Here is a 26,102-nt window from a genome sequence, read left to right on the forward strand (position 1 = left end):
ATACAACACAGAGACAATGCGAATGAGAAAGCGTATTGTCATACATAGCGCTATGCTTGTTCCTGATATTGAGTCCCACCACAAGGAGTGGAGAATGTCTTCCATTACAACAATTGATAATAAAGCGTTTCTGACTGAATTGACCCGACTGGTCGGCCATTCACACCTGCTCACCGAACCGGCCAAAACTGCCCGTTATCGTAAAGGCTTCCGCTCGGGCCAGGGCGATGCGCTCGCCGTCGTATTCCCTGGCTCGCTATTAGAGCTGTGGCGTGTCCTCAACGCCTGCGTCTCGGCTGACAAAATAATCCTGATGCAAGCCGCCAATACCGGTCTGACCGAAGGCTCTACGCCTAGCGGCAATGATTACGATCGCGACATCGTTATCATCAGCACTCTGCGCCTCGATAAGCTGCACGTCATCGGCAACGGTGAACAGGTGCTGGCTTATCCCGGTACGACACTTTATTCGCTGGAAAAGGCGCTCAAACCTTTTGGCCGTGAGCCACATTCTGTGATCGGCTCTTCCTGTATTGGCGCTTCGGTAATTGGCGGCATTTGCAACAACTCCGGCGGATCGCTGGTGCAACGTGGTCCGGCATACACAGAAATGTCGCTCTTTGCACGCATTGACGAACAAGGTAAATTGCAGCTGGTCAACCATCTGGGTATCGAGCTGGGTCAGACTCCGGAGCAGATCCTGAGCAAACTTGATGACGAGCGGATCAAAGATGATGATGTCCAGCACGATGGGCGTCATGCACACGATCACGATTACATCACCCGCGTCAGAGATATTGAGGCCGATACGCCGGCACGCTATAACGCAGACCCTGAGCGTTTGTTTGAATCTTCTGGTTGCGCCGGAAAGCTTGCGGTGTTCGCCGTGCGCCTGGATACCTTTGAGGCTGAGAAAAACCAGCAGGTATTTTATATCGGTACCAACCAGCCAGAAGTGCTGACAGAAATCCGTCGTCATATTCTGGCCAAATTTGAACATCTGCCGGTCGCGGGTGAATATATGCACCGCGATATCTATGACATCGCCGAAACCTATGGCAAAGATACGTTTCTGATGATCGACAAACTCGGCACTGACAAAATGCCGTTTTTCTTTACGCTGAAAGGCCGCACCGATGCGATGCTGGAAAAAGTGAAAATTTTCCGCCCGCACTTTACCGACCGGGCGATGCAGAAGTTTGGCCATTTATTCCCCAGCCATTTACCGGCACGGATGAAAAGCTGGCGTGATAAATACGAACATCACCTGCTGTTAAAAATGGCCGGTGGCGGTGTAGCTGAAGCACAAAGCTGGCTGACTGAGTTTTTCAAAACTGCCGAAGGTGATTTCTTTGCCTGTACGCCGGAAGAAGGTAGCAAGGCATTTTTGCACCGCTTCGCAGCGGCGGGCGCGGCCATTCGATATCAGGCCGTCCATGCGGATGAAGTGGAAGATATTCTGGCGCTGGATATTGCGCTGCGTCGTAACGATACCGAATGGTATGAGCACCTGCCGCCGGAAATAGACAGCAAACTGGTGCACAAACTCTATTACGGCCACTTTATGTGCTATGTCTTCCATCAGGATTACATCGTGAAGAAAGGTGTGGATGCTCACGAACTGAAAGAGCAAATGCTAGTGTTACTGCGTGAGCGCGGGGCACAATATCCTGCAGAACATAACGTGGGGCATCTGTATAAAGCACCTGAAACATTGACGCGTTTTTATCGCGAAAACGACCCGACCAACAGTATGAATCCGGGTATTGGCAAAACCAGTAAGCAGAAGTACTGGAAAGAATCGTAGGCCCGATAAGCGTAAGCGCCATCGGGCACGTTGCCGGGGGCGCTTCGCTTGCCCGGCCTACGGTTTAATCGTTTTGCGCGGTTTGCTCACCTGTCGCTGAACCCGCTGCCGCCATCTGTGCGGCTTTTTGCTTTTTATAGCTCAGCGCCGCGGCCGGAACAGGCATCACCTTGCCGGTTTCGATCCAGGTGCGTAAACGACTGGCATCAGCAAAGTGGGTATATTTGCCAAAGGCATCCATGACCACCAGCGCTACCGGCTTGTTATTAATAACCGTACGCATCACCAGGCAGTGACCAGCGGCATTAGTAAACCCAGTTTTGGTGAGCTGAATGTTCCAGTTATCACGGTACACCAGATGGTTGGTGTTACGGAACGGTAACGTATAAGCCGGATTAGCAAAGGTCGCCATGTCTTCACGCGTCGTACTCAACTGACCAATCAGCGGATACTGCTTGCTGGCAATCAGCAGTTTAGTTAAATCACGCGCCGTCGAGACGTTATGAATCGATAACCCGGTCGGTTCCACAAAGCGCGTCTGGGTCATTCCCAACGACTTCGCCTTCGCATTCATCGCCTTGATAAATGCGTTATAACCGCCCGGATAGTGGTGCGCCAGGCTTGCCGCTGCGCGGTTTTCTGAGGACATCAGCGCCAGTAGCAGCATATTCTTACGACTGATCTCACTGTTCAGACGCACACGAGAGTAGATGCCTTTCATTTCCGGCGTCTGGCTGATGTCAACTTTCAGTTTTTCATCCAGCGGCAGTCGTGCATCAAGCACCACCATCGCCGTCATTAATTTGGTAATCGATGCAATCGGACGCACGAGGTCCGGGTGGTTCGAATAGATAACTTTGTTGGTATTCAGATCAACAATCATCGCACTACCGGAAGCAATCTCAGGTTGAGATGCCGCTGCAGTAGTCGCCGTTTTCGCTACGGCTTGGGGTGCAAAAGGAACAGCCAGCACCAGGGCAAGACTTAATAATGAAACTCGGAATTTCAGCATGATGAGGTTTCTGATAATGGTTCACGCACGTCACAACGCACACCGCCTGAAATAAGGATTATCTCAGGCTAGCTCTGGCATCATAGCGATCCGGCAGGTTTGCCGCTACAGAAGAATCATCTCGAAATGCTGCGTTGCTGACTTTTACGCCAACAACGCAGCACAGACAGGTTGTACGCCTAGAACAATCGGTACCCGTAACCCCACAGGATCACCGTAATCGCCAGCAGAACCTCCAGCACCAGCACGCCAATCGCCAGCGTTGAACTGGAAAAGCTCAGCCCTTCTTCTTTAGTGATATTCAGGAACGTTGGAATACCGAGATAGAGTAAATAGCCGGTGTAAAACAGCGCGATGGTTCCCACGAGCGCACACAGCCAGACCAGCGGATACAGCGCCACCAGCCCGCTTAAAAACAGCGGCGTGGCAACATATCCGGCAAAGACCATACAATGCGCCAGCGACGGGCGTCGCGAGTAATTACGCGCCATCCACCAGATAACTCTGCCCATGATGGCCACACCCGCCAGCATCACGCCGTAAAACAGAATTGCCATCGCAAATCCGGTAAACAGGGATAACTTCAGTATATTGCCGTCGCCAAAATTCCAGCCAATTTGCGTGGTGCCAATAAACGCACAAATCACCGGGATTGCCGCCATCAGCAATACATGGTGGGTATAGTGATGCGAAACACTTTCGTTTTCGCTGTTGATCACGTGCATTTCACGATCGGGATGGGAAAACAGCCCCCAGACATGGTTCATACCGCCCCCTTCTTGTCAGCTCCGGACCTCAACACTTCAAGTATAATTCAGCTTTTGATTATTTTATGTACACATGAAAAATACCGATACGCTGAGTTGCTGCTTTTCCGGCATGAACTATTCACTGGGTGTATGCTATGGAACGTGGAGGTCATACAACGTATGGATATAACGCATTATGTTGAGCAATACGGCTATGCGGCGCTGATTATTGGCAGCCTTGCCGAAGGCGAAACCATTACCTTGCTAGGCGGTGTTGCTGCGCATCAGGGAATTCTTAAATTTCCGCTGGTGGTACTCTCCGTCGCGTTGGGTGGGATGATTGGCGATCAGTTACTCTTCTTACTTGGGCGTCGTTTTGGCGGCAAAATCTTACGTCGTTTCTCGCGTCATCGGGCAAAAATCCACTACGCGCAGAAGATGATCCAACGGCGTCCCTACCTGTTTGTGGTCGGCACGCGCTTTATGTACGGTTTTCGCGTCATTGGCCCGTTGCTGATTGGGGCCAGCCACCTGCCACCGAAGATTTTCATCCCACTGAATATCCTGGGGGCGTTTGTCTGGGCATTGCTGTTTACCACGCTCGGCTATGTGGGCGGTGAAGTGATTGCCCCATGGTTGCATAGCCTCGACCAGCATATTAAACATGGGGTGTGGTTGGTTCTGGTTATCGGCGTTGTAGTGGCTGCCCGCTGGTGGATGAAACGGCGAAGTAAACGCAAAGAACACGCAAATTGACCCGACAGAGGCTTCTGCCGGGTCAGACTATCAGGAGGCGCGGTAACCGCCGCCCAGTGCGCTGGTCAGCTGTATAGAAGCATCCAGCCACTGTCCCTGCAGAACCAGACCATTAAGCTGTTCGCGTAATGCCGGAATTTTGGCCTCGCTAACCCGGGAACCTGCAATGATACCGGCGCTATATCGTGCCTGCGCAAGCCCCACGACGCGCTGTGCGTCATGTTCAATTTGCTGCTGATGCTGGTTCTTCTGCGCCAGCGTTTCTACCTGTGATGCCGCACGCGCCACGTCATTCACCGCATCGACCACTGCCTTGTTGTAATTTGCCACCGTCAGGTTACTCTGCGCTTTCGTGATATCGAGATTCGCATTCAGTCTGCCGCTATCAAAAATAGGCAGCGTCAGTCCAGCCGTCACGCCCATCTGCTGTGCGGAATGGCGGAATAAATCGCTCAGATGCAGCGCATCCTGCTGTAAAAACGCCATCAGGTTAACGTCCGGATAGAATGCCGCTTTTGCCGCATCAATGCTGCTCAGCGATGACTCGATGTACCAATGCGCGGCCTGTAAATCAGGGCGGCGGGCCAGCAGCGAATAACCAAGCTGTGACGGTAGCTGGCTTTCTACCGCCGGCAGCGTCGTTGCTTTAAGCTTCATGACGGAAGATTGCGAGTTGGTCAGTGCGCTCAGCCGCGCCTCTATCACCTTCATTTTGCCGCTGACATCGTTCAGCTGCTGCTCCGTTTTACTGGAATCGATATCCGTTTCAACACCTTCGACAGAAGAGGTAATCCCGTTTTGATACAGTTGACGATCGACGGTGATGACGTTCTGTTGCTCGGTTTTAATCTGCGTCAGCACGGTTTTAAGCGCCGCCTGTGTCTGCCACTCCCAGTACAAACGCGATACGCCGCTCGCCAGTAGCTGGCGAGTTTGCTCACGTTCAGCCTCACGCGCTTTCACCTCGCCAATACGCGCCGCCACTTCAGCCCGGTTTTTACCCCACAGATCCAGGTTCCAGCCTGCGGTTAAGCCAAAGGTTCCATTGGTGTACCACGGCCCGGTCGTGCCTGCAGCAGGATCGGTAATGGCAAACGGTCCCATTAAACCTTCTGCCGACATTCTTTGACGTTCAACGTCTGCGGAAAAATCAACTTCTGGACCATCCTGCGCCTTAACCGCTTTAGCCTGCGCTTCTGCCAGTTGAATGCGCTGTTCTGCTACCTGCATGTCTGGAGAATTCTTCAGGGTGCTGTCAATCAACGCATTCAGCTGTGGATCGTGATACGCCTTCCACCATTGGCTGTCCGGCCAACCATTTTTTAATGCCGCGGGCAACGCGGAGTCAACGTTCACAGCGGGCGTCTGCTGTGACAGCGATTGACGATTGTCATGCATAGGCGCACAACCGACCATCAAAATAAGCAGCGGCAAACATGCCGTTGCAACAAGAACAGAGTTACGATTCATGGGAATATACAGGTAAGAAAAGATGCACAGAGAGTACGACTTACCGCATTCTCTTTTTTAGTTACGCGTGGCAATACATCTTTTGAAATAAAATCACATAATAAAGAAACATATACATGGCAAATGGTTCTGTCAAAATAATTCCAATAAATTATAAATGGAGGCGTAATGTCACAAAATATCTATGATGACCCGACATTCTTTGCCGGATATGCCACGCTGGTTCGTTCAGTAAAGGGACTCGACGGCGCACCAGAGTGGCCAACAATACAAGCCATATTCCCTCCCCTACAGGGAAAAAATATTCTTGATTTAGCTCACTGGCACTGCATTATTTGCACGATATAGAACGATTATTGCAAACCATTTACCAATCATTAATACCGTGCGGAATGCTGGTTTTTTCCGCTGAACATCCTATTTATACCGCGCCGCTCAGCCAGGGGGGGATTAAAGATAAAACCAGGTTTGGATGAATGGGGTCCATCGGTTGAACAAATTGCCGCCATCCGGCAATAAATCAGGCAACACTTGTGATGGCCTGAATCGCGCGTGCAATATCCGGTGAATTATTCAAAGCCCGAATTTCCTGAAACAGTTCTGTCGCTTCAACATATTCTTTACGAAGATAGCCCAGCCACTGTTTGATACGCGCCACATGATACAGCCCGGTATCACCTTGTTTTTCCAGTCGGGTATATTTTTGCAGTAACGTCACGACTTCAGGCCATGGCATACGCGGTTCATTATATTTCACCACGCGACTCAAATTCGGGATATTAAGCGCACCGCGCCCGATCATGACGGCATCGCATCCGCTGATGGCCATACAGTCCTGTGCGCTTTGCCAGTCCCAGATCTCACCATTCGCGATAACCGGGATATTGAGACGCTGGCGAATCTCGCCAATGGCCTGCCAGTTAATGTACTCGGCCTTATAGCCCTGTTCTTTGGTTCGACCGTGTACCACCAACTCGCTGGCACCGGCCTGCTGGACGGCATCAGCAATTTCGAATTGCCTGTCACTGCTGTCCCAGCCCAGACGCACTTTTACCGTCACCGGTAAATGGGCCGGAACCGCATCACGCATGGCCTTAGCGCCACGGTAAATCAGCTCAGGGTCCTTCAGTAACGTTGCGCCGCCGCCGCTGCCATTCACCAGTTTCGACGGGCATCCACAATTTAGATCGACGCCATACGAACCCAGCTCAACCGCGCGGGCTGCATTTTCTGCCAGCCACTGCGGATACTGCCCCAGCAGTTGTATACGCACCGGCGTACCGGATGTCGTGCGGCTGGCGTTAAGAAGTTCAGGGCAAATGCGGTGAAAGACTTTTACCGGCAGTAGTTGATCTACCACGCGAACAAATTCGGTGATACAGAGATCATAATCATTTACTTCAGTCAGCAGCTCGCGCACCAGTGAGTCGAGCACGCCTTCCATCGGCGCCAGTAAAACACGCATATTGTTACCCGCAAAAAAGAGAGGCGCTATGGTAACGTCTCTATGCAGGAGATTAAAGCGTCTCAGCGCCGGGCACAGATTTGGTTATGCTGATTGGGGGTATTGCCTGATGTTCCTGATATCTATTTCCACTATGCTTAGAATTCATGATGTGATCGGTAGCACGTTTTAAAGTTTAATTGTATGATGAATCAGTCTCGTCAAGGGTTTCAATTATGAGCAAGTCACTGAACATTATCTGGCAATATTTACGCGCATTCGTCCTCATTTATGCCTGCCTCTACGCAGGTATTTTTCTTGCATCACTGCTGCCTATAACGATTCCAGGCAGCATTATCGGCATGCTGATTCTGTTTGTATTACTGGCATTACAGATCTTACCAGCAAAATGGGTAAACCCAGGGTGCTACGTACTGATTCGTTACATGGCCCTGCTGTTTGTCCCGATTGGCGTGGGGATCATGCAGTACTTTGACTTGCTACGCGCACAATTTGGTCCGGTCGTGGTGTCCTGCACCATCAGTACACTGGTCGTATTCCTGGTAGTGAGCTGGAGCTCGCACATTGTTCACGGCGAACGCAAAATCGTTGGCCAAAAAGGGTCTAAACAATGATGTCGTATATCTGGTGGTCGTTACCCCTCACCCTGGCGGTATTTTTTGCTGCACGTAAGCTGGCAGCGCGATTTAAAATGCCGCTATTGAACCCGTTGCTGGTCGCCATGGTGGTGATTATTCCCTTTCTGATGCTGACCGGTATCCCCTACGATCACTACTTCAAAGGCAGCGAGGTGCTGAACGATTTACTGCAACCTGCTGTCGTCGCGCTAGCCTATCCGTTATATGAGCAGCTGCACCAAATCCGTGCCCGCTGGAAATCCATTATCGCAATCTGTTTTGCCGGGAGCGTTGTGGCGATGGTAACAGGTACAACAATCGCTTTGTTGATGGGCGCATCACCGCAAATTGCCGCGTCTATTATGCCTAAATCGGTAACCACGCCTATCGCTATGGCTGTGGGTGGCAGTATTGGCGGCATTCCAGCTATCAGCGCCGTATGCGTTATTTTTGTCGGTATCCTCGGCGCCGTATTTGGCCATACCCTGCTTAATGCGATGCGTATTCGCACCAAGGCCGCTCGTGGGCTGGCCATGGGCACCGCTTCGCACGCCCTGGGCACAGCTCGTTGTGCGGAACTGGACTACCAGGAAGGCGCGTTTAGCTCACTGGCGCTGGTGATTTGCGGGATTATTACCTCATTGGTTGCCCCATTCCTGTTCCCGGTTATCCTGGCAGTGGTTGGCTAATCTGCATTTTTAAGCTGTTTATTTGCGATGCGTTGCACATTTTTCATTTAAGTTTCATTAGTTGCATAAACAATGAGATTTGGATCACATATAAAGCCCTATCAGGCCCGTAAACTACGGTTCCATTACATTGTTATGAGGCAACGCCATGCATCCACGTTTTCAAACTGCTTTTGCCCAACTCGCGGATAACTTGCAATCAGTCCTGGCCCCTATTCTGGCGGATGTACATTTCCCCGCCATGCTGACGGCTGAGCAGGTTTCATTGCTGAAACGCGAATCGGGACTGGACGAAGACGCGCTGGCATTCGCTCTGCTGCCTTTAGCTGCGGCCTGCGCGCGTACTCCGCTGTCCAACTTCAACGTTGGCGCAATCTCACGAGGTATCAGCGGAACCTGGTATTTCGGTGGGAATATGGAGTTTCTTGGTGCCACAATGCAGCAAACCGTTCACGCCGAGCAGAGCGCCATCAGCCATGCCTGGTTACGTGGTGAAAAAGGACTCGCTGCGATTACCGTCAACTACACCCCTTGCGGGCACTGCCGTCAGTTTATGAATGAGCTGAACAGCGGACTGGATTTACGTATTCACCTGCCTGGGCGTGAACCACACGCACTACGCGACTATCTGCCGGACGCTTTTGGCCCAAAAGATCTCGACATCAAAACGCTGTTGATGGATGACCAAGATCACGGCTTCGCGCTGCAAGGCGATGCGCTGACCCAGGCGGCGATTGCCGCCGCCAACAGATGCCACATGCCGTACAGCAAATCCCCGAGCGGCGTGGCGCTGGAGTGTAAGGATGGTCAAATTTTCAGCGGCAGTTATGCTGAAAACGCCGCCTTCAACCCAACGCTGCCACCGTTGCAGGGTGCATTAAACCTGCTGAGTCTGAACGGTTACGACTATCCGGACATTCAACGTGCGGTGCTGGCAGAAAAAGCGGATGCGGCGCTTATCCAGTGGGACGCGACATCTGCCACGCTGAATGCGCTGGGCTGCGACAATATCGAGCGCGTACTACTCGGTTAATGGTTTCAATAACGCCAGTTCGTAGGCTGGATAAGGTGTTTACACCGCCATCCGGCAATACGCAGAATGCCTAAAATCCCCTCAATCAGACTGCTGTTTCTTGCGCTCCGCCGTTGGGTACAGTAGCCTGATTGAAATTCCATCCAAATAACGAGTTTTCTGCATGTTAAAGCGCGTGTTTTACAGCCTGTTAGTCCTGGTAGGCTTGCTGCTGTTGACTGTGCTTGGACTCGACAGATGGATGAGCTGGAAGACGGCCCCCTACATCTATGACGAATTACAGGATCTCCCCTACCGTCAGGTTGGCGTTGTCCTCGGCACGGCAAAATACTACCGTACCGGCGTCATCAATCAGTATTATCGCTACCGAATTCAGGGCGCATTAAATGCGTATAACAGCGGCAAAGTAAACTATCTGCTACTTAGCGGCGACAACGCGCAGCAAAGCTATAACGAACCGATGACGATGCGTAAAGACTTGATTGCCGCGGGCGTCGATCCCGCTGACATCGTGCTTGATTACGCAGGCTTCCGTACGCTTGATTCGATTGTACGCACCCGCAAAGTATTCGATACCAACGATTTCATCATCATTACCCAGCGATTCCACTGTGAGCGAGCGTTGTTTATTGCGCTACATATGGGGATTCAGGCCCAGTGTTATGCGGTACCTTCGCCAAAAGATATGCTTACCGTGCGGGTGCGCGAATTCGGTGCTCGCTTTGGTGCGCTGGCCGATCTCTACCTTTTTAAACGCGAGCCACGTTTTTTAGGTCCGCTGGTGCCCATCCCGACCATGCATCAGGTACCTGACGATGCTCAGGGATATCCGGCAGTCACTGCAGAACAATTACTCGAATTACAAAAGAAACAAGGAAAATAAGCATGGATGTACAAACTCTCTTCGTCGTATTGGCCTTTCTGCTCATTCCCCTCTTTTGTTTCCGTGAAGCCTGGAAAGGCTGGCGTACTGGCGCGGTAGATAAAATTAAGAAGAATGCGCGTGAGCCGGTTTATGCCTACCGGAATGAAGCCCCATTACAGTTCTGGTCTTATGTATTAGTTTATGCCGGATGCGGATGTTTATCTTTCGGTATGGTTATTTATTTAGTCTTTTATCGCTAAAGAGATTACCGTTATATTAGCACTTGAGAATAGCTAATATTATGATAATGGTTACCATTTCAATATAAGGGATTAATGCTGCCCGCCAGCATTTCCCTCAAACTATCTTCTATTTGTGAATCCTTTCACAGAATACTCTTCCTGCAGTGCTTAGCCTTAAGAATAGCCTTTCACTTTTTATATTTTGTTATTAACGGTTTGCCTTAATTTACTCAAGCATTAAGGAAGAAAATATGCCACAACAAAATTATCTGGATGAGCTCACGCCTGCTTTTACCCCTTTATTAGCCATAAAAGAGGCTTCCCGCTGTTTATTATGTCACGATGCCCCTTGTAGCCAGGATTGCCCGGCGCAAACCGACCCGGGGAAATTTATTCGCTCCATTTATTTCCGTAATTTTAAAGGCGCAGCCGAAACTATCCGCGAAAATAATGCGCTCGGTGCGGTGTGCGCCCGCGTATGCCCAACCGAAAAATTATGCCAGCGCGGATGTACGCGTTCAGGAATTGATAAACCTATTGATATCGCGCGTCTGCAGCGCTTTATAACCGATTTTGAACAGCAGACCGCGATGAAAATATATCAGCCGGCAACAAAAACGCTGGGCAAGGTCGCCGTCATCGGTGCGGGCCCGGCAGGATTACAGGCCAGCGTAACGCTGAGCAATCTTGGTTATGACGTCACCCTCTTCGAAAAACAGGCTCAGCCAGGTGGCTGGTTGCGCTATGGCATCCCTGAGTTTCGTTTGCCGCAATCGGTTTTGGATCTTGAAATTGCCCGAATCATTGAAATGGGCGTGACCATCACGTGCAATTGTGAAGTTGGCCATGCCCTTTCCATTGAGCAACTCAAAGCTGAATATCGCGCTGTACTGGTTACCGTAGGGATGTCTTATGGTTCAACGTTACCTCTGTTTGAGAGAGCGAATCACGTTGAAATTGCCGTCGATTTCCTGCAGCGCGCCCGACAAGCCAGCGGCGATATTACCGTCGCAAAAAGTGCATTGATCATCGGCGGCGGCGATGTGGCGATGGATGTCGCCAGTACACTGAAACTGCTGGGCTGCCCGTCCGTCACCTGTGTCGCGCGTGAAGAACTAGCCGAATTCCCTGCCAGCGACAAAGAGTTCAACAGCACCCAGGCATTAGGGGTATCAATTATTGACGGTTTCACGCCTGTGGCGGTTAGTGGAAATCGCGTAACCTTTAAGCACGTACGCCTGCCAGGAGAACTCTCGCTTGAAGCCGAACATATTATTCTTGCCGTCGGTCAACATGCGCAGCTTGATGATTTTGCCGCGTTAAAGCCACAGCGCAATCTTATCGATACGCACAATTACCAAACCGCCGATCCGGTTATGTTTGCCGCGGGCGATATTGTTAAAGGCGATAAAACCGTTGTATACGCCGTGAAAACCGGAAAAGAAGCCGCTCAGGCCATTCATCACTATTTAGAGGGAGCTTGCTCATGTTAACGAAAGATCTTTCTATTACCTTTTGCGGCGTCAAATTTCCCAACCCGTTCTGCCTCTCTTCTTCTCCGGTAGGCAACTGCTATGAGATGTGCGCCAAAGCCTATGATAGCGGCTGGGGCGGCATTGTTTTTAAAACGATCGGGTTCTTTATTGCCAATGAAGTCTCCCCGCGCTTTGACCATCTGACCAAAGAAGATACCGGCTTTATTGGCTTCAAAAACATGGAGCAAATTGCCGAGCATCCGCTGGAGGAGAATCTGGCTGCTATTCGGCGACTGAAACAAGACTACCCGGATAAGGTCCTGATTGCGTCGATCATGGGTGAAAACGAAGAACAGTGGCAGGAACTGGCCCGCCTGGTTGAAGAGGCAGGTGCCGACATGATCGAGTGTAACTTCTCGTGCCCGCAAATGACCTCGCATGCTATGGGCAGCGATGTAGGACAAAGCCCTGAGCTGGTTGAAAAATATTGTCGGGCAGTGAAACGCGGCTCGTCTCTGCCAATGCTGGCTAAAATGACGCCGAATATTGGTGATATGTGTGAAGTGGCGCTGGCGGCAAAACGCGGAGGTGCGGACGGTATCGCGACCATCAATACGGTTAAATCCATCACTAATATCGACCTGAACAGGAAAATCGGGATGCCGGTCGTCAACGGTAAATCCAGTATTTCCGGCTACTCCGGCAAGGCCGTCAAGCCTATCGCCCTGCGATTTATCCAACAGTTGCGCACGCATCCCGAACTGCGCGATTTCCCGATTAGCGGCATCGGGGGAATTGAGACCTGGGAAGATGCCGCCGAGTTTTTACTGTTAGGCGCGGCCACGCTGCAGGTGACCACCGGGATCATGCAGTATGGCTATCGGATTGTGGAGGACATGATCAGCGGGCTGTCACATTACCTCGCCGATCAAGGGTTTGATTCACTGGAGGAGATGGTGGGGCTTGCTAATAGTAATATCATCCCCGCCGAGGAGCTTGACCGTAGCTACATCGTTTATCCGAACATCCATCTGGATAAATGCGTTGGCTGTGGGCGCTGCTACATCTCCTGTTACGACGGTGGGCATCAGGCGATGGAATGGAATGAGGAAACCCGTACACCACACTGCAATACGGAAAAATGTGTGGGATGCTTATTGTGCGGTCACGTTTGCCCGGTAGCCTGTATTGATCTGGGCGAGGTGAAATTTAAACCCGGAGAGAAAGAACATGCGTTAACGTTGTAACGCAGATAAAAAAGCCCGGTGCAGATTGCGCTGCACCGGGCTTTTTACATTGTACGATTACTTCTTACGCGCGTATTTCAGTGAATCCAGCGCGACCGCGAAGATGATGATGCCGCCCTTGATAATATACTGCCAGTAAGGGTTTACGCCGATGTAGGTCAGACCGTAGTTGATGACGGTGAAGATAATCACACCGGTCACCACACCAAACACGGTTCCTACCCCGCCGCTAAACGACACGCCGCCAACCACGCACGCGGCAATCGCATCCAGCTCATACATAAAGCCGAGGTTGTTGGTCGCCGAGCCAATACGCCCAGCTTCGAGCAAACCACCAAAAGCATAGAACACGCCAGACAACGCATAGATGATCAGCAGGTTCAGCGCGACGTTTACCCCGGACACTTTCGCCGCTTCAGGGTTACCGCCGATGGCGAAAATGTTTTTACCGAAGCGGGTCTTGTTCCACAGCACCCACACAAAGGCCACGGCAATCAGCGCGTAGAAGGTGATGTAGGAGAGTCGGAAACTGCCCAGCGCAATAAAGCCCTGCGCAAAGGTTGAGAACCCGCTGTCAAAGCCAGAAATTGGCGATGCGCCGACGAAATCGTAGTACAGGGAGTTGATCCCGTAAACGATAATCATCGTACCGAGGGTGGTAATAAATGGCGTCACGTTCAGGTAAGCAATGATAATACCGTTCACCAGACCGATAATGGCACCAATCACGCAGACAATCAGCACCACCACGATGATTGGCATCGTCGCCATTTCCGGGAACACCTTGTTGGCGTTCTCCATCGACTGCAGCAGGGTTGCCGCCACAACCGCCGCCAGCCCGACCTGACGCCCTGCAGACAGGTCGGTCCCCTGGGTAACAATCAGCCCGGCTACGCCCAATGCGATAATAATACGCACCGAGGATTGCGTCAGAATATTACTCAGGTTCAGTAAACTTAAGAAAGTGGGATCCTGGAAAATAATAATCGCCAGCAAAACCAAAAGAACAACGTAAATTCCGCCTTCTTTCAGATAAGTAAGAAAACTTTTCTTATTTAACGCACTCATGAGGAGCCCCTAATCTTAAAGGTGCAAAGACGCAAGACGGAGGATTTCGTTTTGCGTTGTTGTTTTAGTGTCAACAATTCCGGCAACGAGGCCATTGCTCATCACCAGAATACGATCGGTAATACCTAACAACTCCGGCATTTCAGAGGAAATAATAATAATCCCCTTTCCTTTTTTCGCCAGTTCAGCAATCAACTGATAAATCTCAAATTTCGCGCCGACATCGATACCGCGTGTAGGTTCATCCAGCATCAGGATTTCAGGCTGCGTTAACAACCAACGGCCAATGACCACCTTTTGCTGATTACCACCAGAAAGCGAACCTATTTGCGTACGATGCCCTGGCGTTTTTACCCTCATCGAGTCAATTACCCACTGGGTATCGCTCTTCATGCGGGAATTATCCAGCAGGCCGACTTTATTTTTATAGTTCTGGATATTGGAGATTAACGAGTTAAAACCAATGTCCAGATAGGCATAAATACCGGTTGAGCGACGCTCTTCGGTGACCAGCGCAAAACCATGGTTAATCGCTTCATTCGCGCTGTGGTTATTGATTTTTTTGCCGTGGAGCGTAATCGTGCCCGATGATTTCTCACGAATGCCAAACAACGTTTCAACAATATCGGTGCGTTTCGCGCCAACCAGGCCGGCAATGCCGAGAATTTCCCCTTTATGGAGATCAAAAGAGATATCACGAATCGACGGCTGACGCAGAGAAGTCAGGTTACGCACTTCCAGAATCACTTCTCCCGGCTTGTTCTCTTTATCCGGGAAACGTTGGTTCAGTGAGCGTCCGACCATCATGGCGATGATCTTATCCATGTCCAGCCCTTCCAGCGGCTGGGTCGCAATCCATTGACCATCACGCAGCACGGTAATTTCATCACACAGTTGAAATATTTCTTCCATTTTGTGAGAAATATACACAATCCCGCACCCACGCTCTTTCAGCTTACGGATGATGGTAAACAGATGATTAACCTCTTTCTCGGTTAACGATGAGGTCGGTTCATCCATAATGACGATTTTGGCGTCATACGAAAATGCTTTCGCAATTTCAATCATCTGCATTTGCGAAACAGATAATGTTCCAACGCGCGCACGCGGATCGATGTCAATATCCAGTTCATCGAAAATCGCTTTGGTATCGCGATACATCTTTTCCTGATCGACAAACATACCTTTGGTGGGATAGCGCCCCAGCCACATGTTATCCATTACAGAACGTTGTAATACCAGGTTTAATTCCTGATGTACCATTGAAATACCATTCTCAAGCGCTTCTTTAGCAGAATGAAAATCGATTTCTTTACCCTGAAATAAAATACTACCGGAATCTTTTTGATAGATCCCAAAAAGACATTTTAATAATGTTGACTTTCCAGCGCCATTCTCGCCCATCAGAGCATGAATAGAATGTGGGCGGACTTTTAAATTGACATTATCAAGAGCCTTAACGCCGGGAAAGGACTTGTTGATGCCGCTCATTTCCAACAAGTATTCGCCTGACGACTGAGTATTAGTGCTGACCATAATTATACCTTGTTGGCCTTGCAGAGTGCGCAATTAAGGGCGCAATGAAATTGCGCCCACAGACGGAGTATTTATTTGTTGGTGAACTCTGCCAGATTATCTTTATCGACACCTACATATGGAACGCGAACAATTTTGTTCTCAATTTTCCAGTTGGTGCCGTCTGCCGCGCCTTTGCCATCAGCCAGGTTTTTCGCCAGATCAAAGGTGGCTTTCGCCTGGTTATTAGCATCGTTCAGCACGGTGCCGGCCATAGCGCCAGATTTCACCAGAGCCAGGGCTTCAGGCAGCGCATCGACGCCAAATACCGGGACGCTGGTTTTGTTGTGTGCTTTCAGCGCTTCAACTGCGCCCATTGCCATCGCATCGTTGTTGGCGATAACCACTTCGATTTTGTTTGCGTTAGGACCGGACATCCACGCATCCATCTTATCTTTCGCCTGAGCGGTATCCCACATTGCAGTATCTAACTGCAGTTGTTCAGTTTTGATGCCTTTATCGTTCAGCTCTTTAATTACGTAGGTCGTACGAGCTTCGGCATCCGGGTGTCCCGGTTCGCCTTTCAGCAGAACAAACTGAATTTTGCCATCTTTGTTCAGATCCCAGTTCGGGTTAGCGGCCCAGTGCTTGGCAATCAAGTCACCCTGAATAATCCCGGACTCTTTAGAGTCGGTACCGACATAATAGGCTTTGTCATAGCTGTCCAGCGCTTTACGGGAAGGCTCTTTGTTGAAGAACACAATCGGTACGTTCTGACCGCGTGCTTTTTCAATGACCGTTCCTGCTGCTGCCGGGTCAACCAGGTTGATAGCCAGTGCTTTAACGCCTTTTGCCAACAACACATCAATCTGATCGTTCTGTTTGGACTGATCGTTTTGCGAGTCATTCATCAGCAACTGTACATCCGGCGCCGCTTTGGCATCTTTTTCAATAGCCTTACGTACCACGGACATAAAGTTATCGTCATATTTATAGATAGTCACACCAATGCGGGTATCAGCAGCGTGCGCAGCCGCGCCGAATAACATGCTTGCCATTACAGCAGACAGGGTCAACACCTTCTTATTCATGGTATCTCCGGTTTTATTATGCAGGGTAGTGCTTGAGATAAATGCTCGGCAGGCAGAACGTTACTGAAGTGTTACTGAACGCCGAAGCTCACTTTTAAAAATATTTCTTCCGTGTCTGGCAACGCTCCAAAAACAGGCTTTAATTGTTGTTTAAGACGCCTATACCTCGATGAAAGTGATTATTCACCGTTACATAGTAGTTACAGCGCAGCAAACAGTGTCATCATAGCTATCGCATTGTTAAGATACTGTGAATTTACTCACATATTGAAAGCGGTTACATAGCCCGACATTATCAGTTAGTGATCGGTGCCGCATTCTGCCGCAAAGCCACAGAATGACGTCGCACCAGCGTCGGCATAAAGCAATGTGTTGCGTCAGGATCCAGCGTTCCCGCCGCGCCTTGTAGCGCAAGCTCAGTGGCCATTTTTGCCATAGAAGCAATGGGATAGCGCACCGTTGTCAGCTGCGGGTCAGTGTAACGTGCGATAGGAATATCGTCGAAACCAATGATAGATAGATGTAATGGAATGGCGATGCCGTTGTCTTTTAGGGCCGTTAGCGCGCCAGCGGCCATATTGTCGTTGTAAGCGAAGACTGCCGTCAGTTGCAGGTTACGTCCCAGTAGTTCCACCATTGCGGACTCTCCGCCCTGCATATCCGGTGAACCGGTACCTATCCAACTGTCTGCCGGGGTAACCCCCTGTTCTTTCAGGGCACTTAGCCACCCTTCTTTACGCATTGCATCGTCCTCAATGCGGTGACTTGATGCCAGGTAACCAATACGTTGATGCCCATTATTCAGCAGCATACGGGTTGCCATTTTAGCCCCGCTAATATTATCCAGACAGACGCAACGATGCGCATAGCCCGGCACAATGCGGTTGATCAGCACCATGCCAGGGATCTGATCCATGAACCCGGCCAGCTCGCGATCGCTCAACGCTTTCGAGTGAACAATCAGTGCGTTACAACGCTGACGAATCAGTACCTCAATGGCATGACGTTCTTTTTCAGCCTCATGGTAGCTGTTGCCAATCAGGACGTACTTCTGATGCTGTTGAGCAACCATATCCACGGCCTTGACCAGCGCGCCAAAAAATGCGTCTGAAACATCCATCACCACAACGCCAATCGTGTCGCTCACCTGCGTCGCCAGCGCTTGCGCGTTGGCATTCGGTCGATAGCCGAGCTGAGTGACCGCCTTCATTACCGCTTCACGCGTATCGGGACTCACCAGCGCGCTGTTGTTCAGTACGCGGGAAACAGTCGCGACAGAAACGCCAGACTGTCGTGCCACATCACGGATGGTTACCATATTCACTACCCTGTTTAAGATGCGGTTACCCGCAGACACCCCAGGCTGGGTATTTTGTCAGCACAACGAAACGGACTGCGTGAGTGATGTCACAGGAATGAAAGCGCTTACATCCATTTTGTTAATGAATGTGATCCAGATCGTTATCTGGATGTTCGCGGTAATGATGTCCCTGACGCACGCAGGGTTAATTGACGCCATAGCCATTCTACCGGGCCTTGCCGGTAAAAATGCAACCAAATGACGGAGAAAAGCAGGTTAACGGCCCAGACCGGAATGACGAAATACAGCAACTCCAGCCGGTCGAATTTCATAAATAAGCCGAATTGATAAAACAGCGTGGTGCAAATTAAGGTTTGTAACAAATAGTTGGTTAGCGCCATGCGCCCAACGCAGGCTATGGCAATGACCCATTTTAAACGGCTAAGCTGCGGCCAGAAACCGAACATCAGCGCAGCGTAACCAATGGTCTGCAACGGCGCGCCCAGCTCTCGCGGGGCTTGTAACAGGAAAGCACACCAGCGGTAGGCCCAGTCCAGATGCCACTGCGCAACGATAGCAGGCAGGTTAATCGCCATCCCAATAATGACCAATAACGCGCCGGTACGTCGATAGTGCTGCAAACTGTACTGCCCTTTCAGCCAACCGCTGCGCATCAATGCCGCGCCCAGCAGCATCATCCCCGCCAGTTGCCAGCCGTACTGCGCACCCAACGCCAGCAAGCTATTGGACATCATATCTACGCGATTGCTGACCGCTTCCATACCGCCGTTCACCTTCCAGTATTTCTCATACAGCAACGCAGAAGCATCCGGTGTCCAGGCCCGACTGGTCTCACTTCCGGAGATAAATCCCAGCAGCAACAGCACACCAACGCCCGCCAGATAGAGCAACACGCCGGTATTAAACAGACTTTTGACGGAAGGGGCATCGCGAACCAACCGCCAGCAAATCAGCCCAATCAGGCCATACGCCAGCAGGATATCGCCATCCCAGAACAGCAAACCGTGAATAAACCCCAGCAGAACCAGCAAAGTGAGTCGTGACTGGATCCAACGTTTGCCTCGCGGTAGCAGCATCTGCAGACCCGCGCCAAACAGCAGCGCAAATAACGTGAGGAATTTCACCTGCGCGAAGAGATCAAGCACGGCCCAGGTCCAGGCATCTGACGGGGTAATGTTGCCGTACCAGGCAGGATTCAGATAGGCCGCCTTTGGCAGACCAAAGGCGCTAATATTGAGAAGCAGGATGCCGAGGATGGCGACGCCACGAATAAAATCCAGCGTGACATTACGCTCCATGGCCCCTGCCCTGATCAGTTGTGGTGACGTACGGCGCGCAGGAATTCCTGACGCGTATTCTGGCTGGACTTAAACAATCCGCCAAGCGAGGTAGTGGTGGTAGCGCTGGTCGCATCACGAATACCACGCGCTTTCACGCAGTAATGCACAGCATCAATTGAAACCGCCACATTATTCGTCCCGAGCAACGTTTGCAGCGCGGTGAGAATTTGCTGAGTCAGGCGTTCCTGGACCTGCGGGCGCTGAGCGAAGAACTGCACAATGCGGTTAATCTTCGACAGACCGATGACCGAATCTTTCGGGATATAGGCCACCGTCGCTTTGCCATCAATCGTGACGAAGTGATGTTCGCAGGTGCTGGTCAGCGTGATATCGCGAACCGTGACCATCTCGTCCACCTTCATTTTATTTTCAATGACGGTGATTTTCGGGAAATTGGCGTAATCGAGGCCGGAGAAAATCTCATCGACATACATTTTCGCAATGCGATGCGGAGTTTCCATCAGACTGTCATCGCTCAAATCAAGATTGAGCAATTGCATAATCTCGGTCATATGACCGGAGATAAGACGTTTGCGCGTTTCATTATCCATCTCTTGCACGGGCGGGCGTAGTGGTGTTTCAAGACCACGCGCGACCAGCGCTTCATGAACCAGTGCCGCTTCTTTACTGAGTGATGACATTTCTTTTTCTCCTGCAGGTGGGGCGCCTCTGCCCTGCGTGGGGCAAAGTTTTTAGGCTGTGTCACAGCCAGAACATTGTGCGTGAGGCGGCGCACATAATCCAGTATTCACCGCGATAATTATTGAAATTGGTGCTGCCTTTTAGCACACAGATTTCATATGTCGTTCAACCGGGTGAATTCGAGTGTTAATGTAAAGTTATATAGATGATGAAGTATGTTTGCTCAATGCGGAAGTGAAAGTTACTCACAGTGCAATGAATAATCTGTATTATGGTGAGTTCGCAAACACATTCAGGTTCAACACAACAAGGAGCCACGCATGGAAATGCTTGAAGAGCACCGCTGTTTTGAAGGCTGGCAACAACGCTGGCGTCATGACTCCACCACGCTAAATTGCACCATGACCTTCAGTATTTTTCTTCCACCCCCCCGGGATAACACCCCACCTCCGGTGCTGTACTGGCTGTCAGGTTTGACCTGCAATGATGAAAACTTCACCACTAAAGCCGGAGCACAACGTATTGCGGCTGAACTGGGCATCGTTCTGGTGATGCCTGATACCAGCCCGCGTGGCGAACAGGTCGCCAATGATGAAGGCTACGATTTAGGCCAGGGTGCCGGATTTTATCTCAATGCCACGCAACAACCGTGGGCCTCACATTTTCGCATGTATGACTATATGCGTGACGAGTTGCCGGCACTCATTCAGTCACAGTTTAACGTCAGCGATCGCTGCGCCATCAGCGGGCACTCTATGGGGGGGCATGGTGCACTGATCATGGCACTGAAAAACCCTGGCAAATACACCAGCGTTTCTGCCTTCGCCCCCATCGTCAATCCATGTCGCGTACCGTGGGGTGAGAAAGCCTTTAGCGCCTACCTGGGTGAGGATAAATCACGATGGGCGGAATGGGACAGCTGTGCGCTAATGCTGGCCAGTAAACCCGCAGATGCGATCCCAACGCTTATTGATCAGGGGGATAGCGATCAGTTTCTTGCCGATCAGTTGCAGCCCGCAGTGCTGGCCGAAACGGCCCGTCAAACCGCATGGCCGATGACATTACGCATTCAGCCGGGTTACGATCATAGCTACTACTTCATTGCATCATTTATTGAAGATCATCTGCGTTTCCACGCCCAATATTTGCTGAAGTAACGCCTGAGTGAGGGCGTCAGCCCTCTTCATTTCTCCATCATTCCTTCACTTTTTCTCCTTTTTTATTTCACCACTATCCCACTGAATTAAAAAGATTTTCCATGCCAAACACATCAAACACAAATGATTTCTATTATCATTTGTGTTTACAAAAATTCATACTTTTGTACAATCCCCCCGCTTCTTTACTGAAAAGAGTCCTTAAAAGACAAATACATACAATTGTCATGGCCTTTCACATGACACGCAGTTAGATTCATTTAAATGGAATGATACAAATGACTATACCTCACGTTAAGGCTGTAGCCGCCGCAGTATGCGTCGCGAGTCTCCCATCACTCGTCTATGCCGCCGACCAGGATACCGTGGTCGTCACCGCCACCGGGTTTGAGCAAAAAATTCAGGATGCCCCCGCCTCCATTTCGGTTATTACCAAGCAGCAGATCGAAGATAAAGCGTATCGCGATGTGACCGATGCACTGAAAGACGTCCCTGGTGTTGTTGTGACCGGCGGGGGGAGCAGCAGCGATATCAGTATTCGCGGTATGGCTTCGCAATACACGCTCTTCCTGGTCAACGGTAAACGCATCAGCACCCGTGGCACACGTCCTAATAGCGACAACTCAGGTATTGAACAAGGCTGGCTGCCGCCACTGGAATCCATCGAGCGTATCGAGGTGATCCGCGGCCCGATGTCGTCTCTGTACGGCTCTGACGCTATGGGCGGCGTGATTAACGTGATCACCAAAAAAGTCTCGAATACTAAAGCCTGGACCGGCTCCCTGCATGGTGATGCCACCCTCCAGGAAGATCGGGACTCCGGAGACCTTTACCAGACAAATGCATACGCGTCCGGACCACTGATCGACGGGCTACTCGGCGCAAAAGTGACCGGGCTGTTCTCCCATCGCGGAGAAGATAAGATAGTCAATGGTTACAATGAACAACGCCTGCGCAACGGCGGACTCACCCTCAACTTCACCCCGGATGATAAAAATGACATCGACTTCGATGTCGCGCATGAACTACAGGATCGCAACAGCACACCGGGCGAATCGATGGCGGCAGAAAACTGCCGTAACGGTGTTTGTAAGCCAAACAGCAAAAGCTACAACCGTTATGAACACACAACGTATTCATTAACCCACAGCGGTTATTACGACGATTTCAACAGCACCAGCTATGTTCAGCAGGAAGAGACCAAAAACCCTGGTCGTCAGATGAAATCCTACAACACGATCTTCAATAACCAGAACCAGGTCTTCCTCGGGGCGCACACCCTGACAGTTGGCGGGCAATACCGTTATGAAAAACTGCGCGATAACGGCAACCAACTGCAAGCAGCTGACGGTCTGAACAAATTGACCCGCTGGAGTTGGGCGTTGTTTGCCGAAGATGAATGGGCGGTTACCGATACTTTCACGCTGACCGGCGGTCTGCGTATGGATAAAGATGAAAACTACGGTGACAACTGGACGCCGCGCGGCTATGGCGTATGGCACCTGAGCGATCAGTGGACCTTAAAAGGGGGAGTTTCTGCGGGCTATCGTGCACCGGATCTGCGCCAGTCATCCGCAAGCTGGGGGCAAGTGACCGGTGGCGGTCGTCTGAACGGTATCATTGTCGGCAACCCGGATCTGAAACCAGAAAAAAGCCTGAGCGAAGAGATCGGTTTGCTGTGGGATAACGGCAACGACCTCAATGCGGGTGTCACGCTGTTCAATACTGACTTCAAAAACAAAATTACCGAAGTCCGTCGCTGTAACAGCAGTGCCGATCCGGCTTGTACTATTGGCAGCACTCATTACGACTTTGTCAGCGATCGGGTTAACGTTGATAAAGCCAATATGCGCGGTGTCGAATCCACCTTCGGTTGGAAGATGACCTCCGACATCAACTGGACAGCGAACTATACCTACACTGAATCTGAACAGAAAAGCGGTCAGTTCTCGGGCCAGCCATTGAACAAAATGCCGAAGCATATGTTCAACACCACGCTGGACTGGCAGGCTACGCAGGATATCGGTTTCTGGAGCCGTTTGAATCTGCGTGGCAAAACATCAGAATACCTGAGCCGTACCTCCATGGCGCAAGGCACCCCTTCCTATACCCAGGTCGATATCGGTATGCGTTACTATGCGACCAAAGATGTACTGCTTACTGCTGGCGTGTATAACGTGCTGGATAAACAGATTGATTACGAGACCTATGACACCGTGCTTGATGGTCGTCGTTACACTGTTGGCCTGACATATAACTTCTAAATTTTAGACCATAAAAACCCCGGCATTCACCATGCCTAATGCTGTTCAGTTAACATAAAGCATCAACATGTGTTGGCGGGGTAATGAACATGCTCTCTCAGAGAAAGGGTTCCGTTCACCTCATGTTCATCACTTCTCTGTACACTGAACACCCGTGAACGTGTTAAGGGTGCTATCTCCGCACCCTTAACAATCCCGGCTCCCGGCAGGAAAATTGTTGCTTCGCAATCCCCTCCGCTTATTCCTCCAGGCTACCGGGCCGGGCGCGATGCAACATCCCTGTCGTTCACTCCCTGAACCCGCATCCCTGCGGGTTCTCCCGGCCTTATGGATACACGTCGGCAATTATCAGCCGGACCAGCCCACACCTCACCATCTGCGTTTTTTGTTTAAACAGCAAAACAGATTTAACTGGAAGTCAGAGCGTTGAAGCGATGACCCCGGTCCGGCTGAAAATCGATGAGGCGTTGACGGTTGACCGGGACTGCCCGCAGGGATGCGGTCAGAGGGGACGGCCTGCGGGGACGCGGGCCCAGCCCCGACCCGACAGGCAGACGGAATAAGACGAATGAATCGCGTAGCGACGATTTTCCCGCCGGGAGCCAGGGTTGCAAGGGAGGCGGCGGCGAGCCTCCCTTGCACGTTCACAGATATCTGTGCTTCAGAGAAATGACACCACTAAGATGAACGGAACCCTATAGCGGAATCAAATGTTCTCCATAATGCTTACCTGGCAAGCATTATGCACTGGATTACTTCTTCACACGTTTCGGAAAGTGCATTTCGCTGTAACGAACGAAACGGGTTCCTTTGGTCAGCTTATAGCCAAACCAGATAATCAGGAACAGCGGGATACCAATATAAGTAGCCATTACACCGCCCCAGTCAATGGTATCTTTCAGGAACGCTTCGTAGTTTTGCCCCAGGGTGATTATCAAGCACAGGACAAAGGCAAAGATCGGCCCCAGAGGGAAGAAGCCTGAACGATACGGCAGCTCATTAATATCATGGCCCTGCAACACGTAACCACGGCGGAAACGATAGTGGCTAATTGCAATTCCCAGCCAGGCGATAAAGCCCGTCATCCCGGAAGTGTTCAACAGCCACAGGTACACAGTCTGGTTACCAAACATGGATGTCAGGAAGCACAGACCTGCCACAACAGTCGTCGCATACAGCGCGTTACGCGGTACGCCGCCACGAGACAGTTTAGAGAAAATACGCGGCGCTTTACCGTCACATGCCAGGGTGTAGAGCATACGTGTTGATGCATACATCCCGGAATTACCCGCCGACAGCACCGCCGTCAGGATAACGGCGTTCATCACCGCCGCCGCAGACAGCAGACCCGCATGCTGGAATACCAGCGTGAACGGGCTGACGCTGATGTCTTTTACATCATTGCGCAGCAGGCTCGGATCGGTATACGGGATAATCAGGCTGATAATCAAAATCGCGAACACATAGAACAGCAGGATTCGCCAGAATACCTGACGCACCGCGCGTGGAATGTTCTTCTCTGGATCTTCAGATTCGCCCGCGGCGATACCAATCAACTCGGTCCCCTGGAAAGAGAAGCCGACGATCATCGCCACACCAATCATGGCGGCAAAACCGCCAGCAAAGGGGGCATCACCTGTCGTCCAGTTACTCCAACCCACCGGTTGAGCACCTTTGAAGATACCGATAATCATCATTACGCCAACCACGATGAAGATAATCACGGTGGTGACTTTAATCAGTGAGAACCAATACTCCGCTTCGCCAAATCCACGTACCGAGATGTAGTTCAGCAGGAAGATAACGCCAAGGAACAGCGCACTCCAGATCCAACCAGGCGTATCCGGGAACCACCAGCTCATTACCAATTGTGCGGCCACCAGGTCCACGGCGATAGTCACCGCCCAGTTGTACCAGTAGTTCCAGCCGAGCGCGAAGCCAAAGCCTTCTTCTACATAGTTCTGACCGTAGGTAGAGAACGAACCGGAAACCGGCATGTAGGCAGCCAGCTCACCAAGACTGGTCATCAGGAAGTACACCATCAGGCCAATCAGAATATAAGAAAACAGCGCGCCGCCAGGACCCGCCGCAGAAATGGTTGCACCAGATGCAACGAAAAGACCCGTACCGATGGAACCACCAATGGCGATCATCGTCAGGTGACGCGCCTTCAGTTCACGGCGTAGCGTGGGCGCTTCTGTGGTTTTAGTTTCGGAAACCATGTGAAAATGCTATCCATCCAAAAAATGAGGCGCGATTGTAGCAGACGAAATGGCA

22 protein-coding genes and 1 pseudogene are annotated in these 26,102 nt (G+C 50.9%); 12 read left to right on the plus strand and 11 right to left on the minus strand.

Going from position 1 to position 26,102, the window contains the following annotated elements; all coding sequences use genetic code 11:
* The first annotated feature begins 94 nt into the window (after window positions 1-94).
* Window positions 95-1,807: a D-lactate dehydrogenase gene (gene dld / locus AL515_RS15900; protein ID WP_061068158.1), complete on the plus strand. Its 1,713-nt coding sequence runs from the start codon at window positions 95-97 to the stop codon at window positions 1,805-1,807.
* A 64-nt stretch (window positions 1,808-1,871) separates the two neighbouring features.
* Here dld and pbpG read toward each other — a convergent pair whose 3' ends face one another.
* Window positions 1,872-2,819: a D-alanyl-D-alanine endopeptidase gene (gene pbpG / locus AL515_RS15905; RefSeq protein ID WP_048211180.1), complete on the minus strand. Its 948-nt coding sequence runs from the start codon at window positions 2,817-2,819 to the stop codon at window positions 1,872-1,874.
* A 179-nt stretch (window positions 2,820-2,998) separates the two neighbouring features.
* Entirely contained in the window at window positions 2,999-3,586 is a 588-nt protein-coding gene (locus AL515_RS15915) for a Yip1 family protein (protein WP_005129189.1), read from the minus strand.
* Window positions 3,587-3,748: 162 nt separating this feature from the next.
* Here AL515_RS15915 and AL515_RS15920 point away from each other — a divergent pair, with 162 nt between their 5' ends.
* Window positions 3,749-4,324: a DedA family protein gene (locus tag AL515_RS15920; protein WP_048211179.1), complete on the plus strand. Its 576-nt coding sequence runs from the start codon at window positions 3,749-3,751 to the stop codon at window positions 4,322-4,324.
* A 30-nt stretch (window positions 4,325-4,354) separates the two neighbouring features.
* Here AL515_RS15920 and mdtQ read toward each other — a convergent pair whose 3' ends face one another.
* Complete coding sequence (mdtQ, locus tag AL515_RS15925; protein WP_048211178.1) at window positions 4,355-5,794, minus strand: multidrug resistance outer membrane protein MdtQ; 1,440 nt, start codon at window positions 5,792-5,794, stop codon at window positions 4,355-4,357.
* Between the two features lie 168 nt (window positions 5,795-5,962).
* Between mdtQ and AL515_RS15930 the strand changes: the two are divergent.
* A pseudogene (locus AL515_RS15930) lies at window positions 5,963-6,240 on the plus strand (SAM-dependent methyltransferase); the annotation flags it as partial.
* Window positions 6,241-6,314: 74 nt separating this feature from the next.
* On the opposite strand, the gene dusC reads toward AL515_RS15930, so the two are convergent.
* Window positions 6,315-7,259 (minus strand): tRNA dihydrouridine(16) synthase DusC, encoded by a 945-nt coding sequence (dusC, locus tag AL515_RS15935; protein ID WP_048211177.1) that lies wholly within the window; start codon window positions 7,257-7,259, stop codon window positions 6,315-6,317.
* A gap of 215 nt (window positions 7,260-7,474) precedes the next feature.
* Here dusC and AL515_RS15940 point away from each other — a divergent pair, with 215 nt between their 5' ends.
* The 7 genes from AL515_RS15940 to preA all read left to right on the plus strand — a co-directional run bounded on the left by AL515_RS15940 (window position 7,475) and on the right by preA (window position 13,427).
* Window positions 7,475-7,873, plus strand: coding sequence for a CidA/LrgA family protein (locus tag AL515_RS15940; protein WP_005129194.1), 399 nt, complete (start codon window positions 7,475-7,477; stop codon window positions 7,871-7,873).
* Window positions 7,870-8,565 (plus strand): CidB/LrgB family autolysis modulator, encoded by a 696-nt coding sequence (locus AL515_RS15945; protein WP_048211176.1) that lies wholly within the window; start codon window positions 7,870-7,872, stop codon window positions 8,563-8,565. Before AL515_RS15940 ends, AL515_RS15945 begins: the two co-directional genes overlap by 4 nt.
* Before the next feature lie 148 nt (window positions 8,566-8,713).
* A complete protein-coding gene (cdd, locus tag AL515_RS15950; protein WP_061068159.1) occupies window positions 8,714-9,598 on the plus strand; it encodes a cytidine deaminase in 885 nt (294 codons plus the stop codon).
* Between the two features lie 163 nt (window positions 9,599-9,761).
* Complete coding sequence (gene sanA / locus AL515_RS15955) at window positions 9,762-10,481, plus strand: outer membrane permeability protein SanA (protein WP_048211175.1); 720 nt, start codon at window positions 9,762-9,764, stop codon at window positions 10,479-10,481.
* Between the two features lie 2 nt (window positions 10,482-10,483).
* Window positions 10,484-10,723: a DUF2542 family protein gene (locus AL515_RS15960; protein ID WP_048211174.1), complete on the plus strand. Its 240-nt coding sequence runs from the start codon at window positions 10,484-10,486 to the stop codon at window positions 10,721-10,723.
* A gap of 233 nt (window positions 10,724-10,956) precedes the next feature.
* Window positions 10,957-12,198, plus strand: a complete 1,242-nt coding sequence (locus AL515_RS15965) for an NAD(P)-dependent oxidoreductase (protein ID WP_061068160.1) — start codon at window positions 10,957-10,959, stop codon at window positions 12,196-12,198.
* Window positions 12,192-13,427, plus strand: a complete 1,236-nt coding sequence (gene preA / locus AL515_RS15970) for an NAD-dependent dihydropyrimidine dehydrogenase subunit PreA (RefSeq protein WP_061068161.1) — start codon at window positions 12,192-12,194, stop codon at window positions 13,425-13,427. The genes AL515_RS15965 and preA overlap by 7 nt, the downstream gene beginning before the upstream one ends.
* Window positions 13,428-13,484: 57 nt before the next feature.
* On the opposite strand, the gene mglC is transcribed toward preA, so the two are convergent.
* The 6 genes from mglC to folE all read right to left on the minus strand — a co-directional run bounded on the left by mglC (window position 13,485) and on the right by folE (window position 20,403).
* Window positions 13,485-14,495 carry a galactose/methyl galactoside ABC transporter permease MglC gene (mglC, locus tag AL515_RS15975; RefSeq protein WP_003027393.1) on the minus strand — a complete coding sequence of 337 codons (1,011 nt, stop codon included), beginning with the start codon at window positions 14,493-14,495 and terminating at the stop codon, window positions 13,485-13,487.
* Window positions 14,496-14,510: 15 nt separating this feature from the next.
* Window positions 14,511-16,031, minus strand: a complete 1,521-nt coding sequence (mglA, locus tag AL515_RS15980; RefSeq protein ID WP_061068162.1) for a galactose/methyl galactoside ABC transporter ATP-binding protein MglA — start codon at window positions 16,029-16,031, stop codon at window positions 14,511-14,513.
* Between the two features lie 71 nt (window positions 16,032-16,102).
* Window positions 16,103-17,101, minus strand: coding sequence for a galactose/glucose ABC transporter substrate-binding protein MglB (mglB, locus tag AL515_RS15985; protein ID WP_003027399.1), 999 nt, complete (start codon window positions 17,099-17,101; stop codon window positions 16,103-16,105).
* A 295-nt stretch (window positions 17,102-17,396) separates the two neighbouring features.
* The gene (gene galS / locus AL515_RS15990; protein WP_061068163.1) at window positions 17,397-18,419 is read right to left on the minus strand and encodes an HTH-type transcriptional regulator GalS; all 1,023 of its coding nucleotides are present in this window, start codon (window positions 18,417-18,419) and stop codon (window positions 17,397-17,399) included.
* A 143-nt stretch (window positions 18,420-18,562) separates the two neighbouring features.
* Entirely contained in the window at window positions 18,563-19,720 is a 1,158-nt protein-coding gene (gene yeiB, locus AL515_RS15995; protein ID WP_061068164.1) for a DUF418 domain-containing protein YeiB, read from the minus strand.
* Window positions 19,721-19,734: 14 nt separating this feature from the next.
* Window positions 19,735-20,403, minus strand: coding sequence for a GTP cyclohydrolase I FolE (gene folE / locus AL515_RS16000; RefSeq protein ID WP_003027410.1), 669 nt, complete (start codon window positions 20,401-20,403; stop codon window positions 19,735-19,737).
* A gap of 321 nt (window positions 20,404-20,724) precedes the next feature.
* Between folE and fghA the strand changes: the two genes are divergently transcribed.
* Both fghA and AL515_RS16015 read left to right on the plus strand, forming a co-directional pair.
* Window positions 20,725-21,561, plus strand: coding sequence for an S-formylglutathione hydrolase (gene fghA / locus AL515_RS16010; protein ID WP_048211168.1), 837 nt, complete (start codon window positions 20,725-20,727; stop codon window positions 21,559-21,561).
* A 278-nt stretch (window positions 21,562-21,839) separates the two neighbouring features.
* The gene (locus AL515_RS16015) at window positions 21,840-23,825 is read left to right on the plus strand and encodes a ligand-gated channel protein (protein ID WP_061068165.1); all 1,986 of its coding nucleotides are present in this window, start codon (window positions 21,840-21,842) and stop codon (window positions 23,823-23,825) included.
* Between the two features lie 752 nt (window positions 23,826-24,577).
* Here the strand turns inward: AL515_RS16015 and lysP are convergent.
* Entirely contained in the window at window positions 24,578-26,047 is a 1,470-nt protein-coding gene (gene lysP / locus AL515_RS16035; protein WP_061068166.1) for a lysine-specific permease, read from the minus strand.
* Between the last annotated feature and the right edge of the window lie 55 nt (window positions 26,048-26,102).

The organism is Citrobacter sp. FDAARGOS_156 (assembly GCF_001559235.2).
Taxonomy (GTDB): domain Bacteria; phylum Pseudomonadota; class Gammaproteobacteria; order Enterobacterales; family Enterobacteriaceae; genus Citrobacter; species Citrobacter youngae.

Excerpts from the sequence above, each read along its gene's own strand:
- dld (WP_061068158.1), top strand. The coding sequence starts at position 95 with ATGTCTTCCATTACAACAATTGATAATAAAGCGTTTCTGACTGAATTG.
- pbpG (WP_048211180.1), bottom strand. The coding sequence starts at position 2,819 with ATGCTGAAATTCCGAGTTTCATTATTAAGTCTTGCCCTGGTGCTGGCT.
- AL515_RS15915 (WP_005129189.1), bottom strand. The coding sequence starts at position 3,586 with ATGAACCATGTCTGGGGGCTGTTTTCCCATCCCGATCGTGAAATGCAC.
- AL515_RS15920 (WP_048211179.1), top strand. The coding sequence starts at position 3,749 with ATGGATATAACGCATTATGTTGAGCAATACGGCTATGCGGCGCTGATT.
- mdtQ (WP_048211178.1), bottom strand. The coding sequence starts at position 5,794 with ATGAATCGTAACTCTGTTCTTGTTGCAACGGCATGTTTGCCGCTGCTT.
- dusC (WP_048211177.1), bottom strand. The coding sequence starts at position 7,259 with ATGCGTGTTTTACTGGCGCCGATGGAAGGCGTGCTCGACTCACTGGTG.
- AL515_RS15940 (WP_005129194.1), top strand. The coding sequence starts at position 7,475 with ATGAGCAAGTCACTGAACATTATCTGGCAATATTTACGCGCATTCGTC.
- AL515_RS15945 (WP_048211176.1), top strand. The coding sequence starts at position 7,870 with ATGATGTCGTATATCTGGTGGTCGTTACCCCTCACCCTGGCGGTATTT.
- cdd (WP_061068159.1), top strand. The coding sequence starts at position 8,714 with ATGCATCCACGTTTTCAAACTGCTTTTGCCCAACTCGCGGATAACTTG.
- sanA (WP_048211175.1), top strand. The coding sequence starts at position 9,762 with ATGTTAAAGCGCGTGTTTTACAGCCTGTTAGTCCTGGTAGGCTTGCTG.
- AL515_RS15960 (WP_048211174.1), top strand. The coding sequence starts at position 10,484 with ATGGATGTACAAACTCTCTTCGTCGTATTGGCCTTTCTGCTCATTCCC.
- AL515_RS15965 (WP_061068160.1), top strand. The coding sequence starts at position 10,957 with ATGCCACAACAAAATTATCTGGATGAGCTCACGCCTGCTTTTACCCCT.
- preA (WP_061068161.1), top strand. The coding sequence starts at position 12,192 with ATGTTAACGAAAGATCTTTCTATTACCTTTTGCGGCGTCAAATTTCCC.
- mglC (WP_003027393.1), bottom strand. The coding sequence starts at position 14,495 with ATGAGTGCGTTAAATAAGAAAAGTTTTCTTACTTATCTGAAAGAAGGC.
- mglA (WP_061068162.1), bottom strand. The coding sequence starts at position 16,031 with ATGGTCAGCACTAATACTCAGTCGTCAGGCGAATACTTGTTGGAAATG.
- mglB (WP_003027399.1), bottom strand. The coding sequence starts at position 17,101 with ATGAATAAGAAGGTGTTGACCCTGTCTGCTGTAATGGCAAGCATGTTA.
- galS (WP_061068163.1), bottom strand. The coding sequence starts at position 18,419 with ATGGTAACCATCCGTGATGTGGCACGACAGTCTGGCGTTTCTGTCGCG.
- yeiB (WP_061068164.1), bottom strand. The coding sequence starts at position 19,720 with ATGGAGCGTAATGTCACGCTGGATTTTATTCGTGGCGTCGCCATCCTC.
- folE (WP_003027410.1), bottom strand. The coding sequence starts at position 20,403 with ATGTCATCACTCAGTAAAGAAGCGGCACTGGTTCATGAAGCGCTGGTC.
- fghA (WP_048211168.1), top strand. The coding sequence starts at position 20,725 with ATGGAAATGCTTGAAGAGCACCGCTGTTTTGAAGGCTGGCAACAACGC.
- AL515_RS16015 (WP_061068165.1), top strand. The coding sequence starts at position 21,840 with ATGACTATACCTCACGTTAAGGCTGTAGCCGCCGCAGTATGCGTCGCG.
- lysP (WP_061068166.1), bottom strand. The coding sequence starts at position 26,047 with ATGGTTTCCGAAACTAAAACCACAGAAGCGCCCACGCTACGCCGTGAA.